Source organism: Tsuneonella mangrovi (assembly GCF_002269345.1).
Lineage (GTDB): Bacteria > Pseudomonadota > Alphaproteobacteria > Sphingomonadales > Sphingomonadaceae > Tsuneonella > Tsuneonella mangrovi.
This window is the reverse complement of the sequence record NZ_CP022889.1, coordinates 2,365,585-2,389,244: the sequence shown is the minus strand read 5'-3', so window position 1 is coordinate 2,389,244 and position 23,660 is coordinate 2,365,585. Positions and strand designations below refer to the sequence as shown.

The window sequence follows — 23,660 nt, the reverse complement described above, 5'->3', positions numbered from 1 at the left end:
CACTGGCTCCCCGGGGATGTCCGCAGGTCTAGGCGCTGGCGGCGCGAATGTCGAGCGGGTCTCAGCCCGCTTTCGCCATCTCGCGATTGGCTGGCGGACCATCGGCGCGCTTGCCATCGTAGACGAACTCGGTGCCATCGAGATCGATCGCGGGGATTTCGTTGCGTTCGGCCCAGTAGTCCTGGTTGTGACGCCAGTCGGGCCTGTCGCCGGCTTGCGGCAATTGGCCAAGGCCGCGCATCAGGTAGCCAGGGTTGAAGTTATCGGCATCGATCCACGGGCCGATGTCCATACTCGCGTCGTCGGGTCGGAAGGCGACCTCGACCTGGCGCGCGCCCAGCTCGTCCATGTGGTTGAGCAGGCCGCAGACGAAATCGCCAAGCATATCGACCCGCAAGGTCCAGCTGGCGCGGAAATAGCCCATCACCCACGCCATGTTGGGCACGCCGGTGAACATCATCCCGCGATAGGTAACGGTGTCGTGCCAGTCGACCGTCTCGCCGTCGACTTCGAACGGGATGCCGCCCATCACCGACAGGCGGAAGCCGGTGGCGGCAACGATCAGGTCGGCCTCGATCTCCTCGCCCGATGCCGTGCGAACGCCCGTTTCAGTGAAGCGCTCGATAGTATCGGTAACGACCGTAACCTTGCCCGCCACCGCCGCGCGGAACACGTCGCCGTTGGGGCAGAACGCCAGCCGCTGCTGCCACGGGCGGTACTTCGGGGTGAAGTGCGGCTCGAATTCGAAATCGGGCTTGCCGGTGAAGGCGCGCACCAGTTCCTTGAGCTCCTCGAACACGGTGTCCGGCTCGTCGATGCAGCGCTGGGTGAACCTCGCCTGGTCGTGCAGGATCTGCTGGCGTACCACGCGGTGGACGGTCGGCTCATCGATCCCGACTTCGCGCAGCCGGTCGGCCAGCTCGTTCCTGTTCTCGCGGCAGATGAAGTAGGTCGGCGAACGTTGCAGCATCGTGACGTGCGCAGCCTTCTCGGCGAACGCGGGGACAATCGTGGCGGCGGTCGCGCCCGAGCCGATCACGAGGATGCGCTTGTCGGTGTAGTCGTATTCCGGATCCCACAGCTGGGCGTGAACGAAATCGCCCTTGAAGTCCGCCAGGCCCCGATCGTGCCATTCGGGCGGAACGTAGGGCTTCTCGTGATCGTAGTAGCCCTGGCACATCCACAGGAAGCCGGCGGTGAACACCGCTTGCGCACCATCAGCCAGGCGGGTTGCTTCGACGGTCCACTGCGCGGTGTCGCGCGAATACGCGCAGCGGGTGATCCGGTGGCCATAGAAGATATGCTCGCCGATCCCGTTTTCCTCGATCACTTCGCCCATGTACTTGAGGATTTCCTCGGCGGTGGCGATCGGGGTGCCGACCCACGGTTTGAAGCGATAGCCGAACGTGTAGAGGTCCGAATCCGAACGGACGCCCGGATACTTGTGCGTCTCCCACGTCCCGCCAAACGTGTCCTTCATCTCGAGGATCGCATAGCTCTTGCCGGGGCACTGGTCCTGCAAGTGATAGGCCGAGCCGATCCCGGAAATTCCCGCCCCGACGATCAGCACGTCGACATGGGTGGGGCTTTCGGCGTTCGACGGTTCGACCGGACTCACGGCATTCATGGCACACTTCTCCTTCAGTCTGGGAAGCTGCCCGAGAACCTACAATCAGTCCTTGATTGAAATCAAATGTGCATGACAAGCATCAACGGGCCGCTCAACCGCCGAAATCCAGCCCTTCGAATGTGCCCGAAGCGCGCCACGCGGCGATGTGGCTGAAGTATCCCAGCGGGCCCGCCGGATGACCGACGTTGAGCTGCGCTTCCTTGCCCAGCCCTTCACCTTCGTTGTTGTAGTAGCCGGGCGTGCAAGTGGTATCGCCGAATCGCGAGCCGAACCCGGTCAGCAGCAGGTCGACCCATCTCTTCTCCGCCTCCGCCGTCGGCTCGACCGTCGCCGCGCCGCGGCGTTCGGCTTCGGACACGATCGCTGCAACGGTATCGGCGTGATCGACGATGTTGTGCGGCACGTTGGCGATCAGGTTCGCGGCTTGCGTGTGCTGGACAATGAACGCGTTGGGAAAGCCGTAAAGCTGCAGGCCGTGGAGCGTGCGCATCCCGTCCTTCCAATGTTCGCTCACGGTTTCCCCGCCGCGTCCGGTCAGCTCGAACCCGGCGCGCGAGGAATAGTCGGTGCCGACCTCGAAACCCGAAGCGTAGACAATGCAGTCGACCGGGTATTCGACGCCGTTAGCAACCACACCGTTCTCGGTGATCCGTTCAACCCCCTGCCCGTCGGTATCAACCAGCGCAACGCCCGGTTCGTTGAAAGCCTGCAGGTATTGATCGTGGAAGCATGGCCGCTTGCACAGCTGGCGATACCACGCCTTGAGTTTCTGCCCCGCCTCGGGATCGCGAACGATCCGTTCGGCGCGCTGGCGGATTTCCTCCATCTTCTCGTTATCGGCACCTTCGAACGCCGCCATGATCTTGTCAGGGGTGCGTTCCTCCATCGGCAACGCCATGATCTCGTTGCGGATGCGCTTGCCGAGGTCGGTCCAGCCATCCTGCACGAGGTCCTCCGCAGCAAATCCGCCGCCGAGGTTGCCGACGAAGTTTTCCTGCCACTTCTTCTGCCAGCCCGGTTCGGAAACCTGCGCAAACCAGTCGGGATCGAGCGGCGCGTTGTTGCGCTCGTCGACCGACGACGGGGTGCGCTGGAATACGAATAGTTCTTTCGCGCTGCGCGCCAGGTGCGGCACGCACTGCACTGCAGTTGCCCCGGTGCCGATGATCGCCACCCGCTTGTCGGCCAGCTTCGTCATCGGTGCGCCTTCGGGGTCGCCGCCGGTGTAAGCATAGTCCCACCGGCTGGTGTGGAAGCTCTTTGCCTTGAAGCTCTCGATCCCCGGCAATCCCGGCAGCTTGGCGACGTGCAGCGGCCCGGTGGCCATCCCGACATATTTGGCGGTAAATTCGTCGCCGCGATTGGTGGTGACGACCCACAACTTGCGCGTTTCGTCCCACGCGAGGCCGGTCACTTGCGTGTGGAACAGCGCGTTTTCGTAAAGACCGTATTGCTTGCCGATGCGCGAACAGTGTTCGCGGATTTCGGGTGCATGGGCGTATTTTTCGCTCGGCATGTGCCCGGTTTCCTCGAGCAGCGGCATGTAGATCATGCTGGCGGTGTCGCACTGCGCACCTGGATAGCGGTTCCAGTACCAGGTGCCGCCGAAGTCCCCGCCCTTCTCGATGATTCGGAAATCCTCGATCCCCGCCTCCTTGAGACGGGCACCAACAACGAGGCCGGAGAACCCGCCGCCGATGAAGGCAAACGTCACATGGTCGGTCACCGGATCGCGCGGGGTAATCGGGATATACGGATCGGTCGCCAGGTCGGCGAATTCGCTTTCGAGCCGGATATACTGCCCCAGCCCGTCCGCGCGCAGGCGCTTGTCGCGCTCTTCGGCATATTTGCGCCTCAGTGCATCGTGATCGAGGGCGGTCGCAGTATCGGGCATCGGCTTCTCCGGGGACTTTGCGCAATCTCTAACCAGCCGCTTACGTGCGGTCCAGCACTCCTCACTTTCCACTTTGGAAGATTATCACTTGCCGAATCGGAAAGTGAGGATTATCTCTTTCCACATTGGAAAGTGAAAGGTGACCGCAATGACCGAAGATAGTCGCAGCGCGTTGGATGCGCTCGCCGGAGTCCATGCCAGCGAAAACCGCCTCGCCGAACGCGCCGGGGTTTGCCCGCCCTGGCGGCACGCGCTTTACGGGGCACTGTTCCTCGTCCTGATCGGATCGATCACGATCTCGGACAAGGTGCAACTGGTCGGTTCCGGGATCGTGATTCTCGCCGCAGCCTTGATGGCATACTACGACCGGCGGCGGCGCGGGCTGCTGATCACCGGGTTTCGCCGCGACAAGACCCTGCCCGTGACGCTCGGTTTCCTGGGCCTCCTCATGGTGCTCGTCGTTTCCGCAGTGCAAATGCGCGAGGCGAGTTTCGCCCCGTTGAGCAAGGCTGGCCTTGCTGCCATCGCCTTTATCATGGGTACGATCTTCAGCGTGGTGCGGCAGCGCGTGTACCTGCGCCAGCTGACGGACCACAGCGCATGACCGCAGCGCTCGACACAACGCTCCACGCTCCGGCACGGTTGCAGATCGCAGCTGTGCTGGCGCGCGTCAAAGAAGCCGAATTCGCCACCTTGCGCGATATCGTCGATGTAAGCGACAGCGTGCTATCCAAGCACCTCTCCGCGCTCGGCGACGCGGGCTACGTGAAGTTGCGGAAAGCCCCGCTCGACGGGCGGCAGCGCACCTGGGCCTCGCTGACCCGCGCGGGCGCCAAGGCGTTCAGGGCGCACATGGCCGCGCTCCATGAATTGGCCGCTGCCGCGCAAAACGCGATCGCTGCCGAATAGGGGCAATTACGCAGGGGCACGTCAGGGTCCCGTTCGCGTCGATCGGATATCCGGGATTTACCGGGAGCCATGCCTGCTCGCGGGAGGAAGGAGATGCGATGAGCCTGATTGTGCTGGCCGAAGACGACGAACTCGCCGCTGCGATCACGATCGAATCTTTGATGGACGCCGGCCATGCGGTGGCGCACTTCACCGACGGGCTGCAGGCTCTCGAAGCAATCCGTTTTCGCCGCCCGAAGCTGGTGATCCTCGACTGTATCATGCCGGTCATGGGCGGGATCGAAGCGCTGCGCATCCTGCGTCGCGGCGAAGGGCTGACCGACATGGCAGTGCTGATGTTGACCGCGCGCGACCAGCCCGAAGATCGCCAGATCGCGGAATTCGAGGGCGCCGATGGCTACCTTGCCAAGCCGGTCGACCCCGACATGCTGCTGGCGCAAGTCGACGAGCTCCTCGCCAGGGGCAGCCGCCGTCGGGTCGCGCGGCTCGAGACTTACGGCGCCGGTGACGATCCGCGTGCTTCGATGCGGCTTGTCGGCCCGGCCGGGGCGCTTCGCCGACCGTGCTGACGGATCGCTAGGCTCCCTCCTGCCACTGGCGGATCGCTTCGATCGGCCAGAGCAACATAATGATGTTGAGCGTCAGGTTGTCGCGCATCGCCCACAAGGTGAACAGCTCGAAGAAGATCGCCAGCAAGACGCTGGCCCAGGCGGGCAACCTGCTGGCGATCAGAAACCCGACGATCATCCAGCCGATGTCGGCGATGGAATTGACCATCGAGTCCCCTGCGTATCCATAACTGACGGTCACTTCGCGATAGCGATCGATCACCATCGGGGTGTTTTCGAGCACTTCCCACGCTGCTTCGACGAACGCCGCGATCGGCAGCGCCCAGCGCGCTGGTTTGCCGCCGAACAATCCCAGTCGCACGAACAGCAGCCACCCGGCGAAATAGAAGATCAGCCCGTGCGTGACGTGGCTGAAGGTGTACCAGTCGGCGATCTGCTGGCTGTTCTGGTCGGACTCGACCACGCCATGCCAGAATTTCACGAACCCGCACGGACAAATCGGCGGACGCCCCATCGCGAACTCGATTGTGGCAGCGGCCAGCACGAGCGCCAAGGTCAGCAACACGGCTTTGCGGTGCGGGATCAGGCGGCTGCTCATCACCTGCATCATGACAGACCGGCTGCATCCCGCAAGATTATTGCCCAGCGGCGATTCCACGCCTAGGCAGGCGCAACATGAACGGGCGCGTCATCGATGTTGCAATCGCCGGAGGTGGACTGGCGGGCGGACTTGTTGCGCTCGCGCTGCATCGTGCGCGGCCCGAATTGCGCCTCACGCTGGTCGAAAGCGGAGAGACGCTGGGCGGGAACCATCGCTGGTCGTGGTTTGCCAGCGACCTGTCGGCGGAGGGTGCCGCGCTACTCGAACCGTTCCGGACCAACCGGTGGAGCGGCTACACCGTCAACTTCCCCGGATATATCAGGCGTCTGGGAACCACGTATCGCTCGCTGTCCTCGGTCGATTTCGACGCCACCCTGCGCCGCGAGCTGCCTGAAGAGGCTGTCCGCACCGATCGTGCGGTTGCCGCGCTCGATGCGCGCGGGATCGACCTCAAGGGCGGCGAGCGGATCGAAGCCCGCGCGGTGATCGACTGCCGCGGAATTTCCGCCGCTCCCCAACTCACCGGCGGGTGGCAGGTCTTCATGGGTCGACACCTTCGCACCGACCGTCCGCACGGGCTGGCAAACCCGGTGATCATGGATGCCGACGTCACCCAGCACAGTGCCTATCGCTTCGTCTACACCTTGCCGCTGGGCGCGGAAGAGCTGTTCGTCGAGGATACCTACTACGCAGACAGCCCCACACTCGACCGCAGCGCCCTCTCGGGCCGGATCGACCACTATTGCGGATACGCCGGGTGGAGCGGGCGGCCGCTGGGCTTCGAGACCGGCGTGCTGCCGGTTGTGACCGGGGGCAACTTTGCCGCGTTCCAGGCCGCGCGTCGGACCGAAGGCGTGGCAAACGCGGGAACGCGCGGCGGGTTCTTCCATCCGCTGACCAGCTATTCGCTGCCGTTCGCGGTCGAGACCGCGCTCGCGATCGCGCGCGACGCGGACCTGCCGGGAGTGCAACTGGCAGCGATGCTCGAGGCGCGTGCGCGAAACCACTGGGCGAAGACACGATTCTATCGCCGCCTCGGGAGGATGCTGTTCGGCGCAGCCAAGCCCGATGAACGCTGGCGCGTATTCGCCCGGTTCTACTCGCTTCGCGAGCCGCTGATAGAGCGGTTCTATGCCGGGCGTTCGACCCGGATCGATCGGACGCGCATCTTGTGCGGCAAGCCCCCGGTGCCCATTTCCAGCGCGATCGGGGCGCTCGCCTCGAAAGGAAATCCCCTCGGAAGGAGCGCGGCATGAGTGCCGAAGGCAAGACAGCTTGCGTGATCGGCGCCGGGTTCGGCGGACTGGCGCTCGCCATCCGGCTGCAATCCGCCGGGATCAGGACCACGCTGGTCGAAGCGCGCGACAAGCCCGGCGGACGCGCCTACGTGTGGGAACGCGAGGGATTCACGTTCGACGCCGGACCCACCGTCATCACCGATCCCGATTGCCTGCGCGAGCTGTGGGCGCTGTCGGGGCACGACATGGCGGCCGACATCGAGCTGATGCCGGTGATGCCGTTCTATCGCCTGAACTGGCCCGACGGGACCAACTTCGACTATTCGAACGACGAGGTGCAGCTTCGCGCGGCAATCGAACGACTCGCTCCGCTCGACCTCGCCGGATACGATGCCTTTTCGCACTATTCCGAAGGCGTGTTCGAGGAAGGTTATCGCAAGCTCGGCGCGATCCCGTTCCTCGATTTCGCCAGCACGGTGAAAGCCGCGCCCGCGCTTGCCAAGCACCAGGCGTGGCGCTCGGTCTATTCGATCGTCAGCAAGTACGTGAAGGACGAGAAGCTGCGCGAAGCGCTCAGCTTCCATACCCTGCTCGTCGGCGGCAACCCGTTCACCACCAGTTCGATATACGCCTTGATCCACAAGCTGGAGAAGGACGGCGGGGTGTGGTGGGCGCGCGGCGGCACCAACCGGCTTGTCGCGGCGATGGTGCGCCATTTCGAGCGGCTCGGCGGAACCGTGCGGCTCGGCGATCCGGTGGTGAAGATCCACACCATCGGCAGCCGCGCGACCGAAGTCGAATGCGCCTCGGGCTGGCAGGAGCGTTTCCACGCGGTCGCCAGCAACGGTGACATCGTCCACACCTATCGCGACCTGCTCGGCGGCACAAAGCGCGGCGATAGCGAGGCCAAGCGGCTCGCGAGCAAGCGCTTCTCGCCCAGCCTGTTCGTGGTCCACTTCGGGCTCGAAGGCACATGGCCGGGCATCCCGCACCACATGATCCTGTTCGGTCCCCGCTATCGCGGGCTGCTCGACGATATCTACGAAAACGGCGTGCTGCCGCAGGACTTTTCGATCTACCTGCACCACCCCACGGTAACCGATCCGAGCATGGCGCCGCCGGGCAAGAGCACGTTCTACGCGCTGGTTCCGGTCGCACACATGGGCAAGCTGACGGTCGACTGGGACCAGGTCGGCCCGCTGCTCGAACAGCGCGTGCTGGCCGAAGTGGGCCGCCGCCTGATCCCCGATATCGACGATCGCATCGTGACCAAGTTCCACTACACCCCGCGCGATTTCACCGGCGACCTCAACGCCCACCTGGGCAGCGCGTTCAGCCTCGAGCCGATCCTCACGCAGAGCGCATATTTCCGCGCGCACAACCGTGACGACGTGATCGACAACCTCTACCTGGTGGGAGCCGGCACGCATCCGGGGGCAGGTATCCCCGGCGTGGTCGGCAGCGCCAAGGCGACTGCCGGGCTGATGATCGGGGACCTAAGCGAATGAAGCGCCTCGCCGTCTATTGCGGATCGGCCTCACCCGAAGACCCGCGCTACCTCGCGCTGGCGCGCGAAGTCGGCGCGACGCTGGCGGAACGCGGAATCGGCGTGGTCTATGGCGGCGGGCGGCTCGGGCTGATGGGCGCAGTCGCCAGCGGCGCGCTGGAGGCGGGCGGCGAAGTGATCGGGGTGATCCCCGATGCACTCGCAAACAGTGAAGTCGCCAACCACGATTGCACCGAGCTTTTCACCGTTTCCGGGATGCACGAACGCAAGCAGCGCTTCACCGACCTCTCCGACGGGTTCGTGACGATCCCGGGCGGCGTGGGGACGATGGACGAACTGTGGGAAGCGATGAGTTGGGCGCAGTTGGGCTATCACACCAAGCCGGTCGGGCTGCTCAACGCCTTCGGGTTCTACGACCACCTGATCGCGTTCAACGACCGGATGGCCGAAGTCGGCTTCGTGCGCCCTGCGCACCAAGGCATCCTTATCGCGCGCGAGACCATGCCCGACCTGCTCGAAGCGATGTCCGAATACCGCCCGCACACCCCGATCTTCGCGATGAAGGCCAGCGACCTGTGAGCTCCAGCGGGGGGCAAGACCGCGCAGCGCTGGTCGAAGCGGCCCACCGGTCTATCTCCGAAGGTTCGAAGAGCTTTTCCGCCGCCAGCCGCCTGTTCGACCGGCCCACACGAGAGCGGGCGTGGCTGCTCTACGCATGGTGCCGCCGGTGCGACGATATCGCAGACGGGCAGGTGATGGGCGGCGCACTGTCGAACGACGGCGACCCGGTCAGCCGCATCGCGACGATCCGCCAATTGACCGAGCGCGCGTTCGAAGGCGTGCCGACAGGTGATGAAGCATTCGACGCGCTTGGACTCGTCGCGCGCGAATGCGGGCTGACCCGGCAAATGGCCGATGACGTGATCGAAGGCTTCGCGCTCGATGCCGCAGGTTGGCGCCCGCGCACGGGCATGGACCTCGCGCGGTATTGCTACCACGTCGCCGGGGCGGTCGGGGTGATGATGGCGGTGGTGATGGGCGTTTCGACAGACGATACCGAAACGCTCGACCGGGCGTGCGACCTGGGGATCGCGTTCCAGCTCGCCAACATTGCCCGCGACATCGCCGAGGACGACCGCGCCGACCGCTGTTACCTGCCGGTCGAATGGCTGGTCGAGGAGGATATCGAGCCCGGCCAGCACATGAAGCCGCACCACCGGGAGGAACTGGCGGCGATGGCCGCACGGCTGGTCCGGCGGATGGAAAAGCACGAGGCGATGGCCCGGCTCGGCGCGGCGAAGCTGCCGTTCCGCAGCCGCTGGGCCGTGCTGTCTGCCGCGCGCATCTACGGCGCGATCGGGCGCAAGGTCGTGGCGCTGGGCCCGACGGCGTGGGACCACCGGGTGATCGTCTCGCGCCCCGCCAAGCTCGGCCATGCGCTGGCGGCGTTGTGGGAAGCGCTGCGCAACAGCCCCGCCGCCCCTGCCGAGCCGCCCGAATGGACTCGCGGCGAAATCCTTGCCGAGGTTCGGGAAGCTGGCCCGATCGCGCCGATGCGCCCCACGCTTGCCGCGCAGGCTCCAGCCGACTAACCGGTTTCGCATGATACAAAAGCTGCTCATCGCCAACCGCGGCGAGATCGCCTGCCGCATCATCCGCACCGCGCGCGCGATGGGGATCGCGACAGTTGCGGTCTATTCGGATGCCGATGCCAAGGCGCTGCACGTCCGCTCGGCCGACGAAGCGGTGCATATCGGCCCTTCGCCTGCGGCCGAGAGCTATCTCGTCGGCGAGAAGATCATCGCCGCGGCCAAGGCGACCGGGGCGGACGCAATCCATCCGGGTTACGGCTTCCTCAGCGAGAACGCGGGTTTTGCTCAAGCCGTGATCGATGCCGGCCTGATCTGGGTCGGACCGAAGCCGAGCAGTATCGAAGCGATGGGGCTGAAGGACGCTGCGAAGAAGCTGATGCGCGCAGCGGGCGTGCCCGTGACACCCGGTTACGAGGGCGAGGACCAGTCGGTCGAGCGTTTGAAGCAGGAGGCCGACGCGATCGGCTATCCGGTGCTGATCAAAGCGGTCGCGGGCGGCGGCGGCAAGGGTATGCGCAAGGTCGATGCGGCGGAGGACTTCGAGGCCGCGCTGGAAAGCTGCAAGCGCGAAGCCAAGGCCAGCTTCTCCAACGACGAAGTGCTGCTCGAAAAGTGGATCACCTCGCCGCGCCATATCGAAGTGCAGGTGTTCGGCGACAGCCACGGCAATGTCGTCCACCTGTTCGAACGCGACTGTTCCTTGCAGCGCCGCCACCAGAAGGTGATCGAGGAAGCGCCCGCCCCCGGTATGGACGAGGCGACGCGCGAAGAAATCTGCGCCGCTGCCGTGCGCGCGGCCAAAGCGGTGGACTATGAAGGCGCGGGCACGATCGAATTCATTGCGGATGCCAGCGAGGGCCTGCGCGCCGACCGCATCTTCTTCATGGAAATGAACACCCGCCTGCAGGTCGAACACCCGGTGACCGAAGAGATCACCGGGGTGGACCTCGTCGAGTGGCAGCTGCGCGTGGCGAGCGGCGAGCCGATCCCGCTGCGGCAGGAGGAGCTGTCGATCAACGGCTGGGCGATCGAAGCGCGGCTATATGCGGAGGACCCGGCGAAAGGGTTTCTGCCGAGCACGGGACGTTTGGAACGACTTGACCTTGGAACAGAGTACACCCGTATTGATACTGGTGTGGATCAAGGGTCGGTTATTTCGCCGTACTACGATCCGATGATTGCCAAAATCATCTATCATGCCGAAGATCGAGAAACAGCGATCGATGGGATGTGGCGCGCATGCGGTGTCACCATAGTATGGCCTGTCAAGAACAACGCTTGGTTCCTTCACCGGCTATTCTCGCTGGACGAATTTCAGACTGGCGCGATGACGACGGCTACGATTGAGGAGCACATTGAGGCACTTGCAGAAGCGCCAGGGATCGCAGCCAACGTCCTTCGCGACGCGGCAGATTGGATTGTATCCGGCGGTAAATATGCACCGGCGTACAACTTCAGAGATGGAATCAAAGGGTTTCGCCTGAATTCCAAGGCCGAAACGAGAGTACGCTTGTTGGTCGGTGGCGAAGAAACCTACGCTGATTTGATTTCGAGCGACCAGCAAACTGGCAAAGACGGCGTGTTTTTTGGATTTGCGGACGACGAACTCCGATATCAAGATGGTACAGTTTTCGAAGTGAAGCCTTTTCGCCACGATGGCACCGGCTCTCACCACGCCCATGACGGCGACATCATCGCTCCGATGCCGGGCAAGGTCATTGCGGTCGATGTGGCCGAGGGCGACACCGTCACCGCAGGTCAACGCCTCCTCGTCCTCGAAGCGATGAAGATGGAGCACGCGCTCACCGCGCCGTTCGACGGGACCGTGACCAGCCTTTCCGCCAGCGAAGGCGCGCAGGTGCAGGTCGAGGCGCTGCTGGCGGTGGTCGAACCCGCCGAGGGCTAATTCGCGGGGCAGTCGCCCGGTTTCGGGCCAAGCAGGCCGGGATCGACCGACTCCGCTCCCTTGCTGATGAAATGCGCGAGCGCGCCGGCGATTTCCACGCGGGTCATCGTGTGCCCGCCGTCGAACGGATAGAACGCCACGGTGCGCCCTTCCCGCTCCAGCGCCGCGGTCATCACGCAGGCGGTGCGGTGAAACGGCTGGGTCTTGTCGTCCCGCCCGTGGGCGAGGAACACCGCCTGCCCTTCGCCCGCTACCGGATCGGCAACGAGCACCCCGGGGGAGAGAGCGGCAATCGTGTGGAACCGCTGCGGATCGGACAGGCCGAGGCTGAGCGCGAAGCTGCCCCCATGCGAAAACCCGAGCAGCCCGACATGCGATGGATCGATCGCGTGGCGCGCTGATAGCTCGTCCAGCACCTTGAGCAGACGCTCGCGATCCGCCCCGAAATGCGGCTTCGGCCAGGCCTCGTGCGCGCTCGGCTCGCCGCTTTCGTAGTCGTCGAAGAAGCGATCGATCGCGGCGAAATTCTGCCCTGCTCGTGGACTCAGCCCGAGGAGCGCGAAGCGATACTGTTGCGCGGCCGGGCGCAGCATCGCGATCATCTCGCGTCCGTCGCCGCCCGTCCCCGGCAGCACCACCAGCAGCGGCACCGGCCCTTCCGCCTCGGGGAGGAACAGGTAGGCGCGCTGCTCGATCTTGGCGACGGTGTCGCGCGCGAGGCCGTCCGATTGCGCCCCTGCAACGGCAGGCGGCACAAGGAGTAGCCACGCGGCCAGCACCATCCTAAGACTGCGAGACAAGCCCATCGGCCGGACCATACGCGTTGGCCGGTAAAATGGAACACGGGCAGCGAGATGGAGGGTGGCCGATGAAGATCTTCGTGACCGGGGCGTCGGGCTTCGTCGGCGGGGCGGCGACGCGCCACCTCGTTTCCAAGGGCCACGAAGTGCTGGCGATGTCGCGCTCGGAAAGCTCCGATGCGAAGATCCGCGAGGCAGGCGGCACGCCGGTACGCTGCGACCTCGAAACCGTGACCGCCAGCGATCTCGACCGGGCCGAGGCAGTGGTCCACTCCGCCGCTTTCGTCGAAGCGTGGGGGCCGGACGACGCGTGGTACCGCTTCAACGTGCTCGGTACGCAGGCAATGCTCGCCGCAGCGCGCGAGGCCGGGGTCAAGCGCTTCATCCACATCGGCACCGAAGCGGCGATCGTCTACGGGCAGGACATTGCCGGGGCGGACGAGACCTACCCGCTCGCGCCCACTTCGCCGTTCCCCTACTGCGCAACCAAGGCGCAGGCCGAAGCGGCAGTGCGCGCCGCCAATGCGCCGGGGTTCGAGACGATCGTTCTGCGCCCTCGGTTCATCTGGGGCCCGGGCGACACCACGCTGCTGCCCGCAGTCGAAGCGATGGCGAAGGCGGGCAACTGGACGTGGATCGACCACGGCGCGGCGATGACCTCGACCACGCATATCGCCAACCTCGTCCACGCGATCGACCTGGCGCTGACCCACGGCACACCCGGCGAGGCCTATTTCATCCTCGACGACGGCGACGCGAGCTTGCACGAGATGATTAGCGGAATGGCGGCATCGAAAGGGTTGGAATTACCGGAGAAATCCGCGCCTGCATGGCTCGTGCGGATCGTCGGTGCAGTGAGTGAAGACATCTGGCGCGCGTTCGGCCTGTCGGGCGCTCCGCCGCTCACCCGCCACGCCGCTATGGTGATGAGCTGCACCTGCACGCTCAATGGCAGCAAGGCGAAGCGCGAGCTGGGCTATGCCCCGGTGATCACTCGCGAGGAAGGACTGGCGGCAATGAAGGCGGCGGCATGAGCTGGGAAAAGGAACTCGAGGAACTGCGCCACCGCGAGGCGCTGGCCGAACAGATGGGCGGCCCCGAAAAGGTCGGTCGCCAGCATTCGCGCGGCAAGATGGATGCCCGCGCACGGCTCGCGGCGCTGGTCGACGACGGGAGTTTCCGCGAGATCGGCAAGATCGCCGGGCGCGGCTCTTACGACGAAGACGGCAATCTCGAAAGCGTGCTGCCCGCCCCGTTCCTGTTCGGCAAAGCTACGATCAACGGCCGCCCGGTGGTCGCCACGGCGGACGACTTCACCATCCGCGGCGGCGCGGCGGATGCCGGGATCGGCCGCAAGATGGAGCAGGCCGAGAAGATGGCCCACGAGCTCAAGCTGCCGATCATCCGCATGATCGACGGCACCGGCGGAGGCGGCTCGGTCAAGACGCTGGAGATGATCGGATCGACCTATATCCCGGCGGTTCACATGTGGGGCGAGGTCGTGAAGAACCTCGACACCGTTCCGGTGGTCGCGCTGTCGCTCGGTCCCACCGCAGGCCTCGGCGCAGCGCGTATCGTCGCCAGCCACTATTCGATCATGGTCAAGGGACTGAGCCAGATCTTCGCCGCCGGCCCCGCCGTGGTCGACGGACTCGGCGAAAGCTACAAGGGGCCCGAGGATTACCAGCGCGCCAAGGAGGAGCTGGGCGGCAGCGAGATCCACACCCGCAACGGCGTGGTCGATGACGAGGTTGGCAGCGAGGCCGAAGCCTTCGCCCGCGCGCGGCATTTCCTCTCCTTCATGCCCGAATACGCAGGCCAGCTCGCGCGCCGGTCGCTGTGCACCGATCCGGTTCATCGCCGCGAGGAAGCGTTGCTCAGCCTTGTCCCGCGCGAGGAAAAGCGGGTCTACTCGATGCGCCGCTGCATGGAGATGGTGTTCGACCAGGGCACCGTGTTCGAGATCGGGCGGATGTGGGGCCGCACCGCGATCACGGCGCTGGCGCGGCTCGACGGGTGGCCCGTGGCAGTCCTCGCTAGCGATCCGAGCTACCTCGGCGGATCGTGGGACGCCAAGACCAGCGAGAAAGTCGAACGCTTCGTCAAACTGGCCGACCAGTTCCGCCTGCCGATCGTCCACCTGGTCGACAATCCCGGTTTCATGATCGGGCGCCAGGCGGAAGTGGAAGGCACGATCCGCTACGGCGTCCAGGCGATGAACGCGATCTACAAGGCGACCGTGCCGCTCGCTTCGATCGTGCTGCGCCGCGCCTACGGCATCGCCGGGAGCGCGATGAGCAACGCCGACCGGTTCCAGTATCGCTATTGCTGGCCGTCGGGCGACTGGGGCTCGCTCCCCATCGCCGGCGGGCTGGAGGTGGCCTACAAGTCCGAACTCGAAGCGGCGGAAGATCCGGCGGCCGAGCTCGCTGCGATCCGTGCGCGGCTCGACAAAGTGACGTCGCCGTTCCGCAGCGCCGAGCGATTTAACGTCGAGGATATCATCGACCCGCGCGACACACGCCCGCTGCTGTGTGAATTTGCCGACCTTGCTTGGCGGAAACTCGCCGCGGAGGCCTGACCCCGCCCGATCAGTGCGCTTCGTATCCTCCGGGAAACTTGCGCACGTCGCCAGGGCGGGTGAACAGCTGGCCCCGTTCGCTGAACAGCACCAGCGCAAGGCTCATGAGGCTGCAGGTCAGCAGCGCAAACGCGATCGGCCGCGCGCTGCCGTCATAGGCCTGGCCGATCGCGATCCCGACTGCCGAACCGAGCGTCATGCGGATGAACGACTGCGCGCTGCTCGCGGCCCCTGCCAGGTGCTCGAACGGCTGCATCGCGATCGAACCAAAGTTCGCCCCCATGAACCCCAGCAGGCAGAGGTTGGCGCTCATCAGCGGCACGAACAGCTGGAGCGAGCCTTCGTGGAAAAGCGATGCCCAGACCTGTAGTGCGGACACAGCGATGAACGCGATCAGAGCGGTATGGCTTACCCGCCGCGCGCCGAACCGTTCGACGATCCGCGAATTGGTGAAGCTCGACACCGCCAGCGTCGAGGCGGTTGCGCCAAAGATCAGCGGGAAGTTCTCGCCCGCACCGAAGTGCTCGCCGACCAGTTGCTGCGCGCTGTTCACGTAGCCGAACATCGCCCCGAAGGTCAGCGCACTGCCGATCACGTAGCCGACCGCGCCACGGGTCGTAAGCGTCAGCGGCAGGTTGTGCACCACGGTCTTGAAATCGACCGGCTGGCGATCCTCGGGGTGCAGCGTCTCGGGAAGGCGCGCCCACGCCCACACCGCGACCGATGCCGCGAGCGCGGACATCATCACGAACACCCACGGCCATTCGCCGAACTGCAGCACCGCTTGCCCAACACTCGGCGCAAGCACCGGCACGACCATGAACACGATGAAGATCGTGCTCATCAGGCGGGCCATCGCGTCGCCTTCGAACCGGTCGCGGATCACTGCCGCAGGGATCACCCCAAGCCCCGCGGTGCCGAACCCCTGGATCACCCGCAGCACGAGCATCGCGTCGAAACTGGGTGCGAGCGCGCACATCAGCGACATGACGACGTAAAAACCGAGCGCGACGAACAGCACCGGCCGCCGCCCGAACCGGTCCGCGAGGCTTCCCGGCACCAGGCAGCCGACCCCAGTGGCAACGAGATAGACCCCGACCACCAGCTGCCGCTCGTTGGGATCGACGACCCCGAACGAGTGCGCGATCGCGTCGAGCGCCGGGAGCATCCCGTCGATCGCCAGTGCGCCAAGGCTCATGATCGCCGCCATCAGCGCAACGAATTCGCTGCGCCCGATGTGGCGTCCGCTGCCGTCGCTGGAAGTGATAGGCCCGCTCATGCCAGTGCCAATGCCCGCCGCGGCGCAGCATGGGAAGTCCCCGCGTCGCCGATTGCATACGAATGGCCCCAAGCGTGCTTTCCACACCGCAGTCGCGGGCGTAACCTCCTGCGCATGAGCGAGAGCGAGGAAGAGGAAGATCAGGAAGCGCAGGGACTGCGCAAGATCATCCACGTCGACATGGACGCGTTCTTCGCCAGCTGCGAACAGCGCGACGACCCGTCGCTGCGCGGCAAACCGGTGGCAGTCGGTGGATCGGGCGGACGCGGCGTGGTCGCAGCGGCCAGCTACGAAGCGCGCAAGTTCGGGGTGCGCAGCGCCATGCCTTCGATCACCGCGAAACGGCTATGCCCCGACCTGATTTTCGTGCGCCACCGGTTCGATGTCTACAAGGCAGTAAGCCGCCAGATCCGCGCGATCTTCCGCGACTACACCCCGCACGTCGAACCGCTCAGCCTCGACGAGGCCTATCTAGACGTCACCGCCGACCTCAAGGGCATCGGCAGCGGCACCCTGATCGCGGAAGAAATCCGCCGCCGGATCCGCGCCGAGACGCAGCTGACCGCAAGCGCCGGGGTGAGCTACAACAAGTTCCTCGCCAAGCTCGCCAGCGACCAGAACAAGCCCGACGGAATCTGCGTGATCCGCCCCGGCGAAGGCGCGGCGTTCGTCGCGGGGCTCCCGGTCCGTCGGTTCCACGGGGTCGGCCCCAAAGGCGCTGAGAAGATGGCGCGGCTGGGGATCGAGACCGGAGCGGACCTCGCCGCACAGGACATCGCGTTCCTGCGCCAGCATTTCGGCAGTTTTGCCGAATACCTGTTCCGCGCCGCGCGGGGCATCGACCTGAGGTCGGTGCGCGCCAATCGCATCCGCAAGTCGGTGGGTGGGGAGCGGACCTTCGCGGAGGACATTTCCAGCGGCCATGCGCTGCGCGATACGCTGGAGAATATCATCGACATCGTGTGGGATTCGATCGCGCGTGCCGAGGCGAAGGGGCGCACAGTGACGCTCAAGATGAAGTACACCGATTTCCAGATCGCCAGCCGCTCACGCTCGGTCACCAAGCCGATCGCCGACAAGCAGGAGTTCGCCGCGGTCGCCCGCGGCCTGCTCGACGAGGCGCTGCCTTTGCCGCTGCCGATCAGGCTGATGGGGTTGACGCTGTCGAACCTCGAACGTGAAGGCGCGGAAGAGGAACCTCAGCGCGACGACGCGCAGCTATCGTTGCTCTAGCGCGTCCAGTCGCCGCCGAGTGACCGGAGCGAGCGGTTCGGGAAGCGCATCGAGCGCGAAATAATCCACTTCGACCACTTCGCGCCTGTCCGGCTGCGGCTGGTCTAAAGTGCGCGCAGACACGAGGTAAGCACTATGCGGCGCGCCCGACAGTACCTCCTCCTCCACCCGTATCAGGGCAAGTTCCGTCAACACGATGCCCAGTTCTTCCGCCATCTCGCGCCGTGCTGCCAGCAACGGATCCTCGCCGCGCCGCATTCCGCCGCCCGGAATTGCCCAGGCCTGCGAGCCATAGCTGTGCCGCACCAGAAGGATGCGTTCCTCGCTATCGCGTACGAACACCATCACTCCGGAAAGCTGCGGGCGGAATCGCATCCGGTATCGGTGACGCAGCCCATGCGCGACCTGCAACGCCCGGCGGTGCAGCGCCGCCGGGACAAACCGTTCGATCAGGCGAAACACGTGACCGGCTGGTGCGTCGCGCCCAGCAATCGCGCCACGGGCAGGTTGTTCTCGCCCGTCACCGCGGCATCGAACACCGCGCGCTTGTCGGCCCCGCGAATGACAAACATCAGCGCATCGCTGTCGAGCAGCGAGGGGATCGTCAGCGTGATCCGGTCGAACGGCGCTTCGGGGGGCAATGGATCGGGCGTCAGGCGACGGATTGGCGAGCTGTCGTCGACCTGCGGATCGGTGTTGGGAAACAGCGAGGCGATATGTCCGTCGCCGCCCATCCCGAGCCACGCAAGCGCGAAGTGCGGGATCTCCTCCATCGTGGTGAGCGTCACGACCTCGGCCCCGACAGGTTCGAGCAGCACGCGGATGCGGCCCGTATTCGAGGCCGGGTGATCTTCCGGCACAATCCGGTCATCGCCCGGCCAGACCACAATCCGGCTCCAGTCGAGATCGGCCCTAGTCAGTTGCTCGAGGATCGGGAACGGGGTCGAACCGCCGGGCACGGCAATTTCGACCGGGCCGCCGTGAGCCACCAGCGCGGCGGCAAGGTGCTGTTCGATCCACGCGGCGATCTGCGCGTCGTCCGCTCCTTCGATAATCGTCAGGTTATCCATCGCCACCCGGCATATCACAAAGCCCGCCGCGGCAAAGACCGGGCGGGCCGAGTGGATACGTTTTCGTGGACGTTCCGGCGCTACGATTACTGCAACGTCTGGGTGAGGAACCACACGCGCTGTTCGGCCTGGTCGATCCATTCGTCGACCATCCCGTTGGTGGCGTAGTCGTTTGCCTGGTCGGACGCTTCCTTGACCTCCTTCAGCCGCGCCAGCAGCTTGCGGTTGTCGTCGCGCAGTTCCGCTACCATCGCATCTGCGGATAGACTCGCATCGTCCTGGTCGGCGATCGCAGTGGTCTTGCCGACCGAGCCGATCGAGGTCTGCGCAAGGCCGCCCTGCTTGCGAATCCGTTCCGCGATCAAGTCGACATTGCCGAACAGTTCGGTCGCGTGCTCATCGAACAGCAGGTGCAGGTCGCGAAAGCGCGACCCGCCGACATGCCAGTGGAAGTTCTTGGTCTTGAGATAGAGCGCCAGGTGATCGGCCAGCGCTCCGTTGAGCGCTGCGATGTTCGCCTTGCGCGCATTGTCGCCGGTGGTGGGCATGAGACTGATTCCCTTATGCATGGTGCGGCGTTGCCGCTTGATGGTGAGCACCATACACCCAGTCATTCAATCGGTTTACTAAATTAATGCGATATTTTTAATCGGATCACCCGATTACCCCGCGAATATCGAGCGTCATCCACGCGGCTACCGCCAGCAAGAGCGCAGCCAGTGCGATCCTGATTGCCCGGAGCGATACCGCACTCTCGATCTCGCGCCCGGAAAGGACTGCAATCGCAAGCGCCGCCGCCCCGCCCAGCGCGCCGCCGAACCCTGCCAGCACCGCCGATCCACCCGCCGCGAAGGCGAACACGAGGAACCGTGCCGCGTCGCCGACCTGCCGCGCCGCCAGCACGATTACGATCGGCACGAACGAGCGGGTCGGCTCTTCCGGCAGCGCTTTCCGCACTTGCCAGCACAGTTCCAATGCGGCCACCACCAGCGCAATCGCGACCAGCATCGTTTGCGCGGGGCCGGGCATCCGGGCGGCAATCAGCGATCCGGCAAATGCCATCAGGGCCGCCGTCGCACCGGACGCGATCACTCCGGCGACCAGAAGCGCGGTGGTATTGCCCAGCCGCTGCGAAAGCCGCGATGCCAGCAGCCAGTCGCGCCCTCCGGTCGACACGACCAGCACGGCGACGAAGGCAAACAACAGGCTGGCCAATGCGCGCTCCTCTCACTTCGGGGCCTTGGCAGGGGCAACTCTTACCTGCGATAGCGAATCCGCACGGCGATGACAGCCGATTCTAACCGGCGAGAGGAACAAGCGATGAAACTGGAAAAAGGTTTGGCGGCAGTGGTGACCGGCGGGGCGTCCGGCCTTGGCAAGGCGAGCGCGCAGGCGCTCTCCGATGCAGGCTTCAAGGTCGCCATTTTCGACGTCAACGACGAAGCCGGCCAGGCTCACGCGAATGCGATTGGCGGTACCTTCCACCACGTCGACATCACCGACGAGCAATCGGTGCAGGACGGGTTCGACGCGGCCCGCGCAGCCAACGGGCAGGAGCGGCTGACGGTCCACTGCGCGATGACCAGCCGCCGCGGCAAGACGATCGGGTGGGACAAGGAAGCGCGCGGCTACAAGCGGCTATCGACCGAAGACTACGCCTACGGCGCGGAAGGCATCCTCGTCTCGAGCTACCGCGTCGCGTCGATCTCTGCGCTCGGGATGGCCAACTCCGAACCCTTGAACGAAGACGGGGAGCGCGGCGCAATCATCCTCACCGCCAGCGTCGCTGCGCAGGACGGGCAGATCGGGCAGGTGATCTACGGCAGCTGCAAGGCCGGCGTGAATGGCCTGGTGCTGCCGATGGCGCGCGAACTGATGGACCTCGGCATCCGCGTCAATTCGATCATGCCGGGCATCTTCGCCACCCCGCTGATGCTGGGAATGAAGGATCGCAACCCCGCGGTGTGGGAGCAGCTCAACGCCAGCGTCCCCTTCCCCAAGCGGCTCGGGCATCCGGAGGAATTTGCTTCGCTGGTGCTTGAGATCGCGCGCAACAACTACATCAACGCGCACCAGTTCCGCCTCGATGGCGGCATCCGGATGCCTCCGAAGTGAGCGGCTAGCGTAGCAGCGGCAGACCTTCGCGGATCGCCGCGACGAGTTCGAGCGGCTTGTCCGCCAGCACATGGTGGTGCGCGCCTTCGATCACGTTCGTGAAGCGGCAATCGGGCATGATCGATTGCAGTTCTTCGAGCCGACCGGGAGGAAACAGCGCGGACTTCGCGCCGACGATGATCCCTGTCGGGACTTTCGGGCTCGGCCCCAGGTCGCCGCGCTCGAAACGGGTCCAGAACTGCGGATCGAACCGCCAGGTCCAGCCCCCGGGCGCGTCCTCGGTTTCCGGGACTTCGTGCAGCGCCTCGCGCGCCATCCAGTCGATGATCGCGGGAATCCCGCTGTCCTGTTCAGGCATGAAGCGAAACCGGCGCAGCGCCGATTCGAGCGAATGGTAGCGCGGATTAGCCGCCCGCCCCTGCGCCAGCCTCGGCGGAGGCCCGCCATCGGGCTTGGGCGGCGCGGAATCGACCAGGATCGCACCAGAAATGGCTTCCGGGTGGAAGCTCGCGACATAGAGTGTCGGGAACCCGCCGAACGAATGCGCGACAATCACCGGCGGCGAGCCTGAAGCACCGAGTTGCGCCGCGTCGATCGCCGCCAGAATTTCGTGCGCAAAGTGCGGGATTGCATAGCGTTCGCGCCAACCGGACTTTCCCATCCCTGACCACGAGATCGCCGCGCAACGGAAATCGTCCGCGAACAGTGGGGCGATGAAGCTCCACCAATCTGCGTGGGCCGCATTACCGTGCAGGAACAACAGGCCCGGCTTTCCGACCTCGCCCCAGGTCAGCAGTTCGATCGCCGCGCCATCGACCTCGATGGTCGAACGAGCGGGTTCGTGCGCGATGGCATCGTTGAACCAGTCGGGTGCCGGCGGCCTCTCGCCGTCGAACCGCCCGAGCAGCGTGCCGTCGTAGTTGGGATCAAGCGATGCGATTTCAGTCAAGCGTGCGCCCCGAACTTGGTTGCAAAACGCCACCATTGCTGCGGCAACGGCGGTTGGCAAGCTGGCTATTGCGCGAGGGCTGGAGCGGGTGAAGGGAATCGAACCCTCGTCGTCAGCTTGGGAAGCTGCTGCTCTACCATTGAGCTACACCCGCAAAGCATTGTGAAAGCAGGGAAACCTAAGAAACCGCATCGAACGGTTTACAGGTCAGTTTACACCCGCCTTCATGATGCGATCGCCGATTGCCACGATTGCATGTGACTGGTCAACGTATGTTCGTCGGATGCCGGATACCTTTTCGACCGACCATGTCATGATCTCTGCGACTTCTGCATCTGTCAGTCCCGAGAGGATGAGGCGAGTGGCGAAGGTGCCACGCACATCGTGCAGGTGCTTGCGCTTCTTCTCGCCAGTATCAGGGTCTGTAAATACGATCCCTGCCGCGTCACGAACGCGATTGAACGAGCCTCCGAAACCATCGCCGCTCCACGGCTTGCCGCGACTGTTTACGAGCAGCGTTGTCACCCCCTCTTCACGCTGCCGTGTGTCGAGCTCCTGAAGCAGGAGATCAAGTTCCGGCATCTTCGGCATCGAAGCTGTTCGACGCCGCCCGCGGCTGACCGCCTCGCTCGATCTTGTCGGGACCTTCACGATATCATCGCGCAGTTGTCAGCGATGCGGGTTGGGTTCAGGTGCGTGCAACTAGGAGCAGTCGATACTACCACGAGCATGGGGAAGCTGATCCTCGGGATACTCGGTGCAGTCGCCGAGTTCGAGACCGACATCCGCAAGGAACGCCAGCGCGAAGGTATAGAGCGCGCAAAGGCGGCTGGTATCTACAAGGGTCGCAAGCCTACCGTAGACGCCGCGCAATTGCGTTCTCTGCGCGACAAGGGGCTTGGAGCGACTGACATCGCAACGAAGCTGGGGATCGCACGAGCGAGCGTTTATCGGGCGCTGAAGAGCGATCAGATCTCTGCGACCTAGTCGTTGAGGAGCAAAACCGAGAAGTCCTAATTCGCGCCGGTTTGCTTTACCCGGATGGTGCCAATCAGGCGCCCATCTGGCGTTCCCCCCATCCACCGAGCAGCGAGCGTCCGCTACAAAGTCGATCGGCATACGTCGCTGATGACTGAAATGGAGCGGCAGGCTGACATTGCGCAGCGGCAACGTTTGGCTCCCATTCATTGCTAGTCGTCCGACGACTGCTCCATCATCTCGTCATGATCCTTCGGCGCTGCAGCGACCATCTCCCCGTATTGCTTCGGAGTGAGCTTGGGCAGTTTCTGCAGGAAGGCCACCATGTCCCAGATGAGCTCATCATTGTGGGTCTTGCCCCACGCAGCCATCCCTGATGCCTTGATGCCATGCTTGATGACCCAGAACTCTTCTTGGGGAGAGAGCTTGGTGCCCCGCGCCAAGATAGGGGCCGAGGGATAGAGACCTTGGGAAATCTCGGTAGGCGCCATTCCTGGGGCGAGATGACAACCGGTGCACATACCCGCATAGAGTCCTGCTCCGGCGGAAATACGGCTTTCAGTCAAGAAGTCCTTAGGCACAGAAAGTGCCTTAGCCCGCGCTTCGACCGAATGCTCTCGCAGGTTGTCGAGCACCCAGTAGACGGGCTTCCAGTGAGGGGCATCGGCTCCGACGTCATAGATACCCGAGAAGACGAACAGCAAAGTCCCCAAAGCAAATACGCCAACGACGAGGAGGAGCACTCCAAAGCTCTTAAGCCCCTTGTGCAGTTTTGCACCCCCGTTCGGCATTCAATTTCCCCTTGTTCG

25 protein-coding genes and 1 tRNA gene are annotated in these 23,660 nt (G+C 64.7%); 13 read left to right on the top strand and 13 right to left on the bottom strand.

Annotated elements, in window-relative coordinates:
• Positions 1 to 61: 61 nt before the first annotated feature.
• Positions 62 to 1,627: a flavin-containing monooxygenase gene (locus CJO11_RS11615; protein WP_095012856.1), complete on the bottom strand. Its 1,566-nt coding sequence runs from the start codon at positions 1,625 to 1,627 to the stop codon at positions 62 to 64.
• Positions 1,628 to 1,721: 94 nt separating this feature from the next.
• A complete protein-coding gene (locus CJO11_RS11610; RefSeq protein WP_095012855.1) occupies positions 1,722 to 3,524 on the bottom strand; it encodes a flavin-containing monooxygenase in 1,803 nt (600 codons plus the stop codon).
• Between the two features lie 148 nt (positions 3,525 to 3,672).
• On the opposite strand from CJO11_RS11610, the gene CJO11_RS11605 reads away from it, so the two are divergent.
• The 3 genes from CJO11_RS11605 to CJO11_RS11595 all read left to right on the top strand — a co-directional run bounded on the left by CJO11_RS11605 (position 3,673) and on the right by CJO11_RS11595 (position 5,002).
• Positions 3,673 to 4,128 (top strand): hypothetical protein, encoded by a 456-nt coding sequence (locus tag CJO11_RS11605; protein ID WP_095012854.1) that lies wholly within the window; start codon positions 3,673 to 3,675, stop codon positions 4,126 to 4,128.
• Entirely contained in the window at positions 4,125 to 4,433 is a 309-nt protein-coding gene (locus CJO11_RS11600) for a transcriptional regulator (RefSeq protein WP_095012853.1), read from the top strand. The genes CJO11_RS11605 and CJO11_RS11600 overlap by 4 nt, the downstream gene beginning before the upstream one ends.
• A 98-nt stretch (positions 4,434 to 4,531) precedes the next feature.
• Positions 4,532 to 5,002, top strand: a complete 471-nt coding sequence (locus CJO11_RS11595; RefSeq protein WP_095012852.1) for a response regulator — start codon at positions 4,532 to 4,534, stop codon at positions 5,000 to 5,002.
• Positions 5,003 to 5,009: 7 nt separating this feature from the next.
• On the opposite strand, the gene CJO11_RS11590 is transcribed toward CJO11_RS11595, so the two are convergent.
• Entirely contained in the window at positions 5,010 to 5,609 is a 600-nt protein-coding gene (locus CJO11_RS11590; protein ID WP_420823153.1) for a DUF2585 domain-containing protein, read from the bottom strand.
• A 68-nt stretch (positions 5,610 to 5,677) separates the two neighbouring features.
• On the opposite strand from CJO11_RS11590, the gene crtY reads away from it, so the two are divergent.
• Genes crtY through CJO11_RS11565 form a run of 5 tightly spaced genes read left to right on the top strand, consistent with a single transcriptional unit; the run spans position 5,678 to position 11,846 of the window.
• Positions 5,678 to 6,859, top strand: a complete 1,182-nt coding sequence (crtY, locus tag CJO11_RS11585) for a lycopene beta-cyclase CrtY (protein ID WP_095012851.1) — start codon at positions 5,678 to 5,680, stop codon at positions 6,857 to 6,859.
• Entirely contained in the window at positions 6,856 to 8,349 is a 1,494-nt protein-coding gene (locus tag CJO11_RS11580; RefSeq protein WP_095012850.1) for a phytoene desaturase, read from the top strand. The genes crtY and CJO11_RS11580 overlap by 4 nt, the downstream gene beginning before the upstream one ends.
• Positions 8,346 to 8,927, top strand: coding sequence for an LOG family protein (locus tag CJO11_RS11575; protein WP_095012849.1), 582 nt, complete (start codon positions 8,346 to 8,348; stop codon positions 8,925 to 8,927). Before CJO11_RS11580 ends, CJO11_RS11575 begins: the two co-directional genes overlap by 4 nt.
• The gene (locus tag CJO11_RS11570; protein WP_095012848.1) at positions 8,924 to 9,940 is read left to right on the top strand and encodes a phytoene/squalene synthase family protein; all 1,017 of its coding nucleotides are present in this window, start codon (positions 8,924 to 8,926) and stop codon (positions 9,938 to 9,940) included. Before CJO11_RS11575 ends, CJO11_RS11570 begins: the two co-directional genes overlap by 4 nt.
• A gap of 10 nt (positions 9,941 to 9,950) precedes the next feature.
• Positions 9,951 to 11,846: an acetyl/propionyl/methylcrotonyl-CoA carboxylase subunit alpha gene (locus CJO11_RS11565; RefSeq protein ID WP_095012847.1), complete on the top strand. Its 1,896-nt coding sequence runs from the start codon at positions 9,951 to 9,953 to the stop codon at positions 11,844 to 11,846.
• Here the strand turns inward: CJO11_RS11565 and CJO11_RS11560 are convergent.
• A complete protein-coding gene (locus CJO11_RS11560) occupies positions 11,843 to 12,652 on the bottom strand; it encodes an alpha/beta hydrolase (RefSeq protein WP_169829190.1) in 810 nt (269 codons plus the stop codon). The two genes, CJO11_RS11565 and CJO11_RS11560, sit on opposite strands and share 4 nt — an antisense overlap.
• A gap of 62 nt (positions 12,653 to 12,714) precedes the next feature.
• Here CJO11_RS11560 and CJO11_RS11555 point away from each other — a divergent pair, with 62 nt between their 5' ends.
• On the top strand, positions 12,715 to 13,680 hold the full coding sequence (locus tag CJO11_RS11555) for an NAD-dependent epimerase/dehydratase family protein (RefSeq protein WP_095012845.1): 966 nt from the start codon (positions 12,715 to 12,717) through the stop codon (positions 13,678 to 13,680).
• Entirely contained in the window at positions 13,677 to 15,227 is a 1,551-nt protein-coding gene (locus CJO11_RS11550) for an acyl-CoA carboxylase subunit beta (RefSeq protein ID WP_095012844.1), read from the top strand. Before CJO11_RS11555 ends, CJO11_RS11550 begins: the two co-directional genes overlap by 4 nt.
• A gap of 10 nt (positions 15,228 to 15,237) precedes the next feature.
• Here CJO11_RS11550 and CJO11_RS11545 read toward each other — a convergent pair whose 3' ends face one another.
• The gene (locus tag CJO11_RS11545; RefSeq protein ID WP_095012843.1) at positions 15,238 to 16,506 is read right to left on the bottom strand and encodes a multidrug effflux MFS transporter; all 1,269 of its coding nucleotides are present in this window, start codon (positions 16,504 to 16,506) and stop codon (positions 15,238 to 15,240) included.
• 114 nt (positions 16,507 to 16,620) lie between these two features.
• On the opposite strand from CJO11_RS11545, the gene dinB reads away from it, so the two are divergent.
• Entirely contained in the window at positions 16,621 to 17,739 is a 1,119-nt protein-coding gene (dinB, locus tag CJO11_RS11540) for a DNA polymerase IV (RefSeq protein WP_095012842.1), read from the top strand.
• Here dinB and CJO11_RS11535 read toward each other — a convergent pair.
• The 4 genes from CJO11_RS11535 to CJO11_RS11520 all read right to left on the bottom strand — a co-directional run bounded on the left by CJO11_RS11535 (position 17,725) and on the right by CJO11_RS11520 (position 20,024).
• Positions 17,725 to 18,201: an NUDIX domain-containing protein gene (locus CJO11_RS11535; protein WP_240504482.1), complete on the bottom strand. Its 477-nt coding sequence runs from the start codon at positions 18,199 to 18,201 to the stop codon at positions 17,725 to 17,727. The genes dinB and CJO11_RS11535 overlap by 15 nt on opposite strands.
• Positions 18,189 to 18,809: a 6-phosphogluconolactonase gene (locus CJO11_RS11530; RefSeq protein WP_095012841.1), complete on the bottom strand. Its 621-nt coding sequence runs from the start codon at positions 18,807 to 18,809 to the stop codon at positions 18,189 to 18,191. Before CJO11_RS11530 ends, CJO11_RS11535 begins: the two co-directional genes overlap by 13 nt.
• 86 nt (positions 18,810 to 18,895) lie before the next feature.
• Positions 18,896 to 19,357: a Dps family protein gene (locus CJO11_RS11525; protein WP_095013379.1), complete on the bottom strand. Its 462-nt coding sequence runs from the start codon at positions 19,355 to 19,357 to the stop codon at positions 18,896 to 18,898.
• A 106-nt stretch (positions 19,358 to 19,463) separates the two neighbouring features.
• Entirely contained in the window at positions 19,464 to 20,024 is a 561-nt protein-coding gene (locus CJO11_RS11520; RefSeq protein ID WP_095012840.1) for a hypothetical protein, read from the bottom strand.
• A gap of 105 nt (positions 20,025 to 20,129) precedes the next feature.
• Here CJO11_RS11520 and CJO11_RS11515 point away from each other — a divergent pair, with 105 nt between their 5' ends.
• Positions 20,130 to 20,924 (top strand): SDR family oxidoreductase, encoded by a 795-nt coding sequence (locus tag CJO11_RS11515; protein WP_095012839.1) that lies wholly within the window; start codon positions 20,130 to 20,132, stop codon positions 20,922 to 20,924.
• A gap of 4 nt (positions 20,925 to 20,928) precedes the next feature.
• Here the strand turns inward: CJO11_RS11515 and CJO11_RS11510 are convergent, their stop codons facing one another.
• The 3 genes from CJO11_RS11510 to CJO11_RS11500 all read right to left on the bottom strand — a co-directional run bounded on the left by CJO11_RS11510 (position 20,929) and on the right by CJO11_RS11500 (position 22,464).
• A complete protein-coding gene (locus CJO11_RS11510; RefSeq protein ID WP_205651071.1) occupies positions 20,929 to 21,873 on the bottom strand; it encodes an alpha/beta fold hydrolase in 945 nt (314 codons plus the stop codon).
• Between the two features lie 80 nt (positions 21,874 to 21,953).
• Positions 21,954 to 22,027 (bottom strand) — tRNA-Gly (locus CJO11_RS11505).
• Between the two features lie 53 nt (positions 22,028 to 22,080).
• Positions 22,081 to 22,464 (bottom strand): tyrosine-type recombinase/integrase, encoded by a 384-nt coding sequence (locus tag CJO11_RS11500; protein WP_095013378.1) that lies wholly within the window; start codon positions 22,462 to 22,464, stop codon positions 22,081 to 22,083.
• On the opposite strand from CJO11_RS11500, the gene CJO11_RS11495 reads away from it, so the two are divergent.
• On the top strand, positions 22,351 to 22,860 hold the full coding sequence (locus tag CJO11_RS11495) for a recombinase family protein (protein ID WP_420823152.1): 510 nt from the start codon (positions 22,351 to 22,353) through the stop codon (positions 22,858 to 22,860). The genes CJO11_RS11500 and CJO11_RS11495 overlap by 114 nt on opposite strands.
• A 203-nt stretch (positions 22,861 to 23,063) precedes the next feature.
• Here CJO11_RS11495 and CJO11_RS11490 read toward each other — a convergent pair whose 3' ends face one another.
• Positions 23,064 to 23,642 carry a c-type cytochrome gene (locus CJO11_RS11490; RefSeq protein WP_095012837.1) on the bottom strand — a complete coding sequence of 193 codons (579 nt, stop codon included), beginning with the start codon at positions 23,640 to 23,642 and terminating at the stop codon, positions 23,064 to 23,066.
• Between the last annotated feature and the right edge of the window lie 18 nt (positions 23,643 to 23,660).

Bases quoted from the DNA above. Each gene is read 5' to 3' on its own strand.
- CJO11_RS11605 (WP_095012854.1), top strand. From the start codon at position 3,673: ATGACCGAAGATAGTCGCAGCGCGTTGGATGCGCTCGCCGGAGTCCAT.
- CJO11_RS11545 (WP_095012843.1), bottom strand. From the start codon at position 16,506: ATGAGCGGGCCTATCACTTCCAGCGACGGCAGCGGACGCCACATCGGG.
- CJO11_RS11555 (WP_095012845.1), top strand. From the start codon at position 12,715: ATGAAGATCTTCGTGACCGGGGCGTCGGGCTTCGTCGGCGGGGCGGCG.
- CJO11_RS11600 (WP_095012853.1), top strand. From the start codon at position 4,125: ATGACCGCAGCGCTCGACACAACGCTCCACGCTCCGGCACGGTTGCAG.
- CJO11_RS11525 (WP_095013379.1), bottom strand. From the start codon at position 19,357: ATGCCCACCACCGGCGACAATGCGCGCAAGGCGAACATCGCAGCGCTC.
- dinB (WP_095012842.1), top strand. From the start codon at position 16,621: ATGAGCGAGAGCGAGGAAGAGGAAGATCAGGAAGCGCAGGGACTGCGC.
- CJO11_RS11560 (WP_169829190.1), bottom strand. From the start codon at position 12,652: ATGGGCTTGTCTCGCAGTCTTAGGATGGTGCTGGCCGCGTGGCTACTC.
- CJO11_RS11615 (WP_095012856.1), bottom strand. From the start codon at position 1,627: ATGAATGCCGTGAGTCCGGTCGAACCGTCGAACGCCGAAAGCCCCACC.
- CJO11_RS11500 (WP_095013378.1), bottom strand. From the start codon at position 22,464: ATGCCGAAGATGCCGGAACTTGATCTCCTGCTTCAGGAGCTCGACACA.
- CJO11_RS11595 (WP_095012852.1), top strand. From the start codon at position 4,532: ATGAGCCTGATTGTGCTGGCCGAAGACGACGAACTCGCCGCTGCGATC.
- CJO11_RS11580 (WP_095012850.1), top strand. From the start codon at position 6,856: ATGAGTGCCGAAGGCAAGACAGCTTGCGTGATCGGCGCCGGGTTCGGC.
- CJO11_RS11575 (WP_095012849.1), top strand. From the start codon at position 8,346: ATGAAGCGCCTCGCCGTCTATTGCGGATCGGCCTCACCCGAAGACCCG.
- CJO11_RS11610 (WP_095012855.1), bottom strand. From the start codon at position 3,524: ATGCCCGATACTGCGACCGCCCTCGATCACGATGCACTGAGGCGCAAA.
- crtY (WP_095012851.1), top strand. From the start codon at position 5,678: ATGAACGGGCGCGTCATCGATGTTGCAATCGCCGGAGGTGGACTGGCG.
- CJO11_RS11515 (WP_095012839.1), top strand. From the start codon at position 20,130: ATGAAACTGGAAAAAGGTTTGGCGGCAGTGGTGACCGGCGGGGCGTCC.
- CJO11_RS11590 (WP_420823153.1), bottom strand. From the start codon at position 5,609: ATGCAGGTGATGAGCAGCCGCCTGATCCCGCACCGCAAAGCCGTGTTG.
- CJO11_RS11550 (WP_095012844.1), top strand. From the start codon at position 13,677: ATGAGCTGGGAAAAGGAACTCGAGGAACTGCGCCACCGCGAGGCGCTG.
- CJO11_RS11490 (WP_095012837.1), bottom strand. From the start codon at position 23,642: ATGCCGAACGGGGGTGCAAAACTGCACAAGGGGCTTAAGAGCTTTGGA.
- CJO11_RS11565 (WP_095012847.1), top strand. From the start codon at position 9,951: ATGATACAAAAGCTGCTCATCGCCAACCGCGGCGAGATCGCCTGCCGC.
- CJO11_RS11530 (WP_095012841.1), bottom strand. From the start codon at position 18,809: ATGGATAACCTGACGATTATCGAAGGAGCGGACGACGCGCAGATCGCC.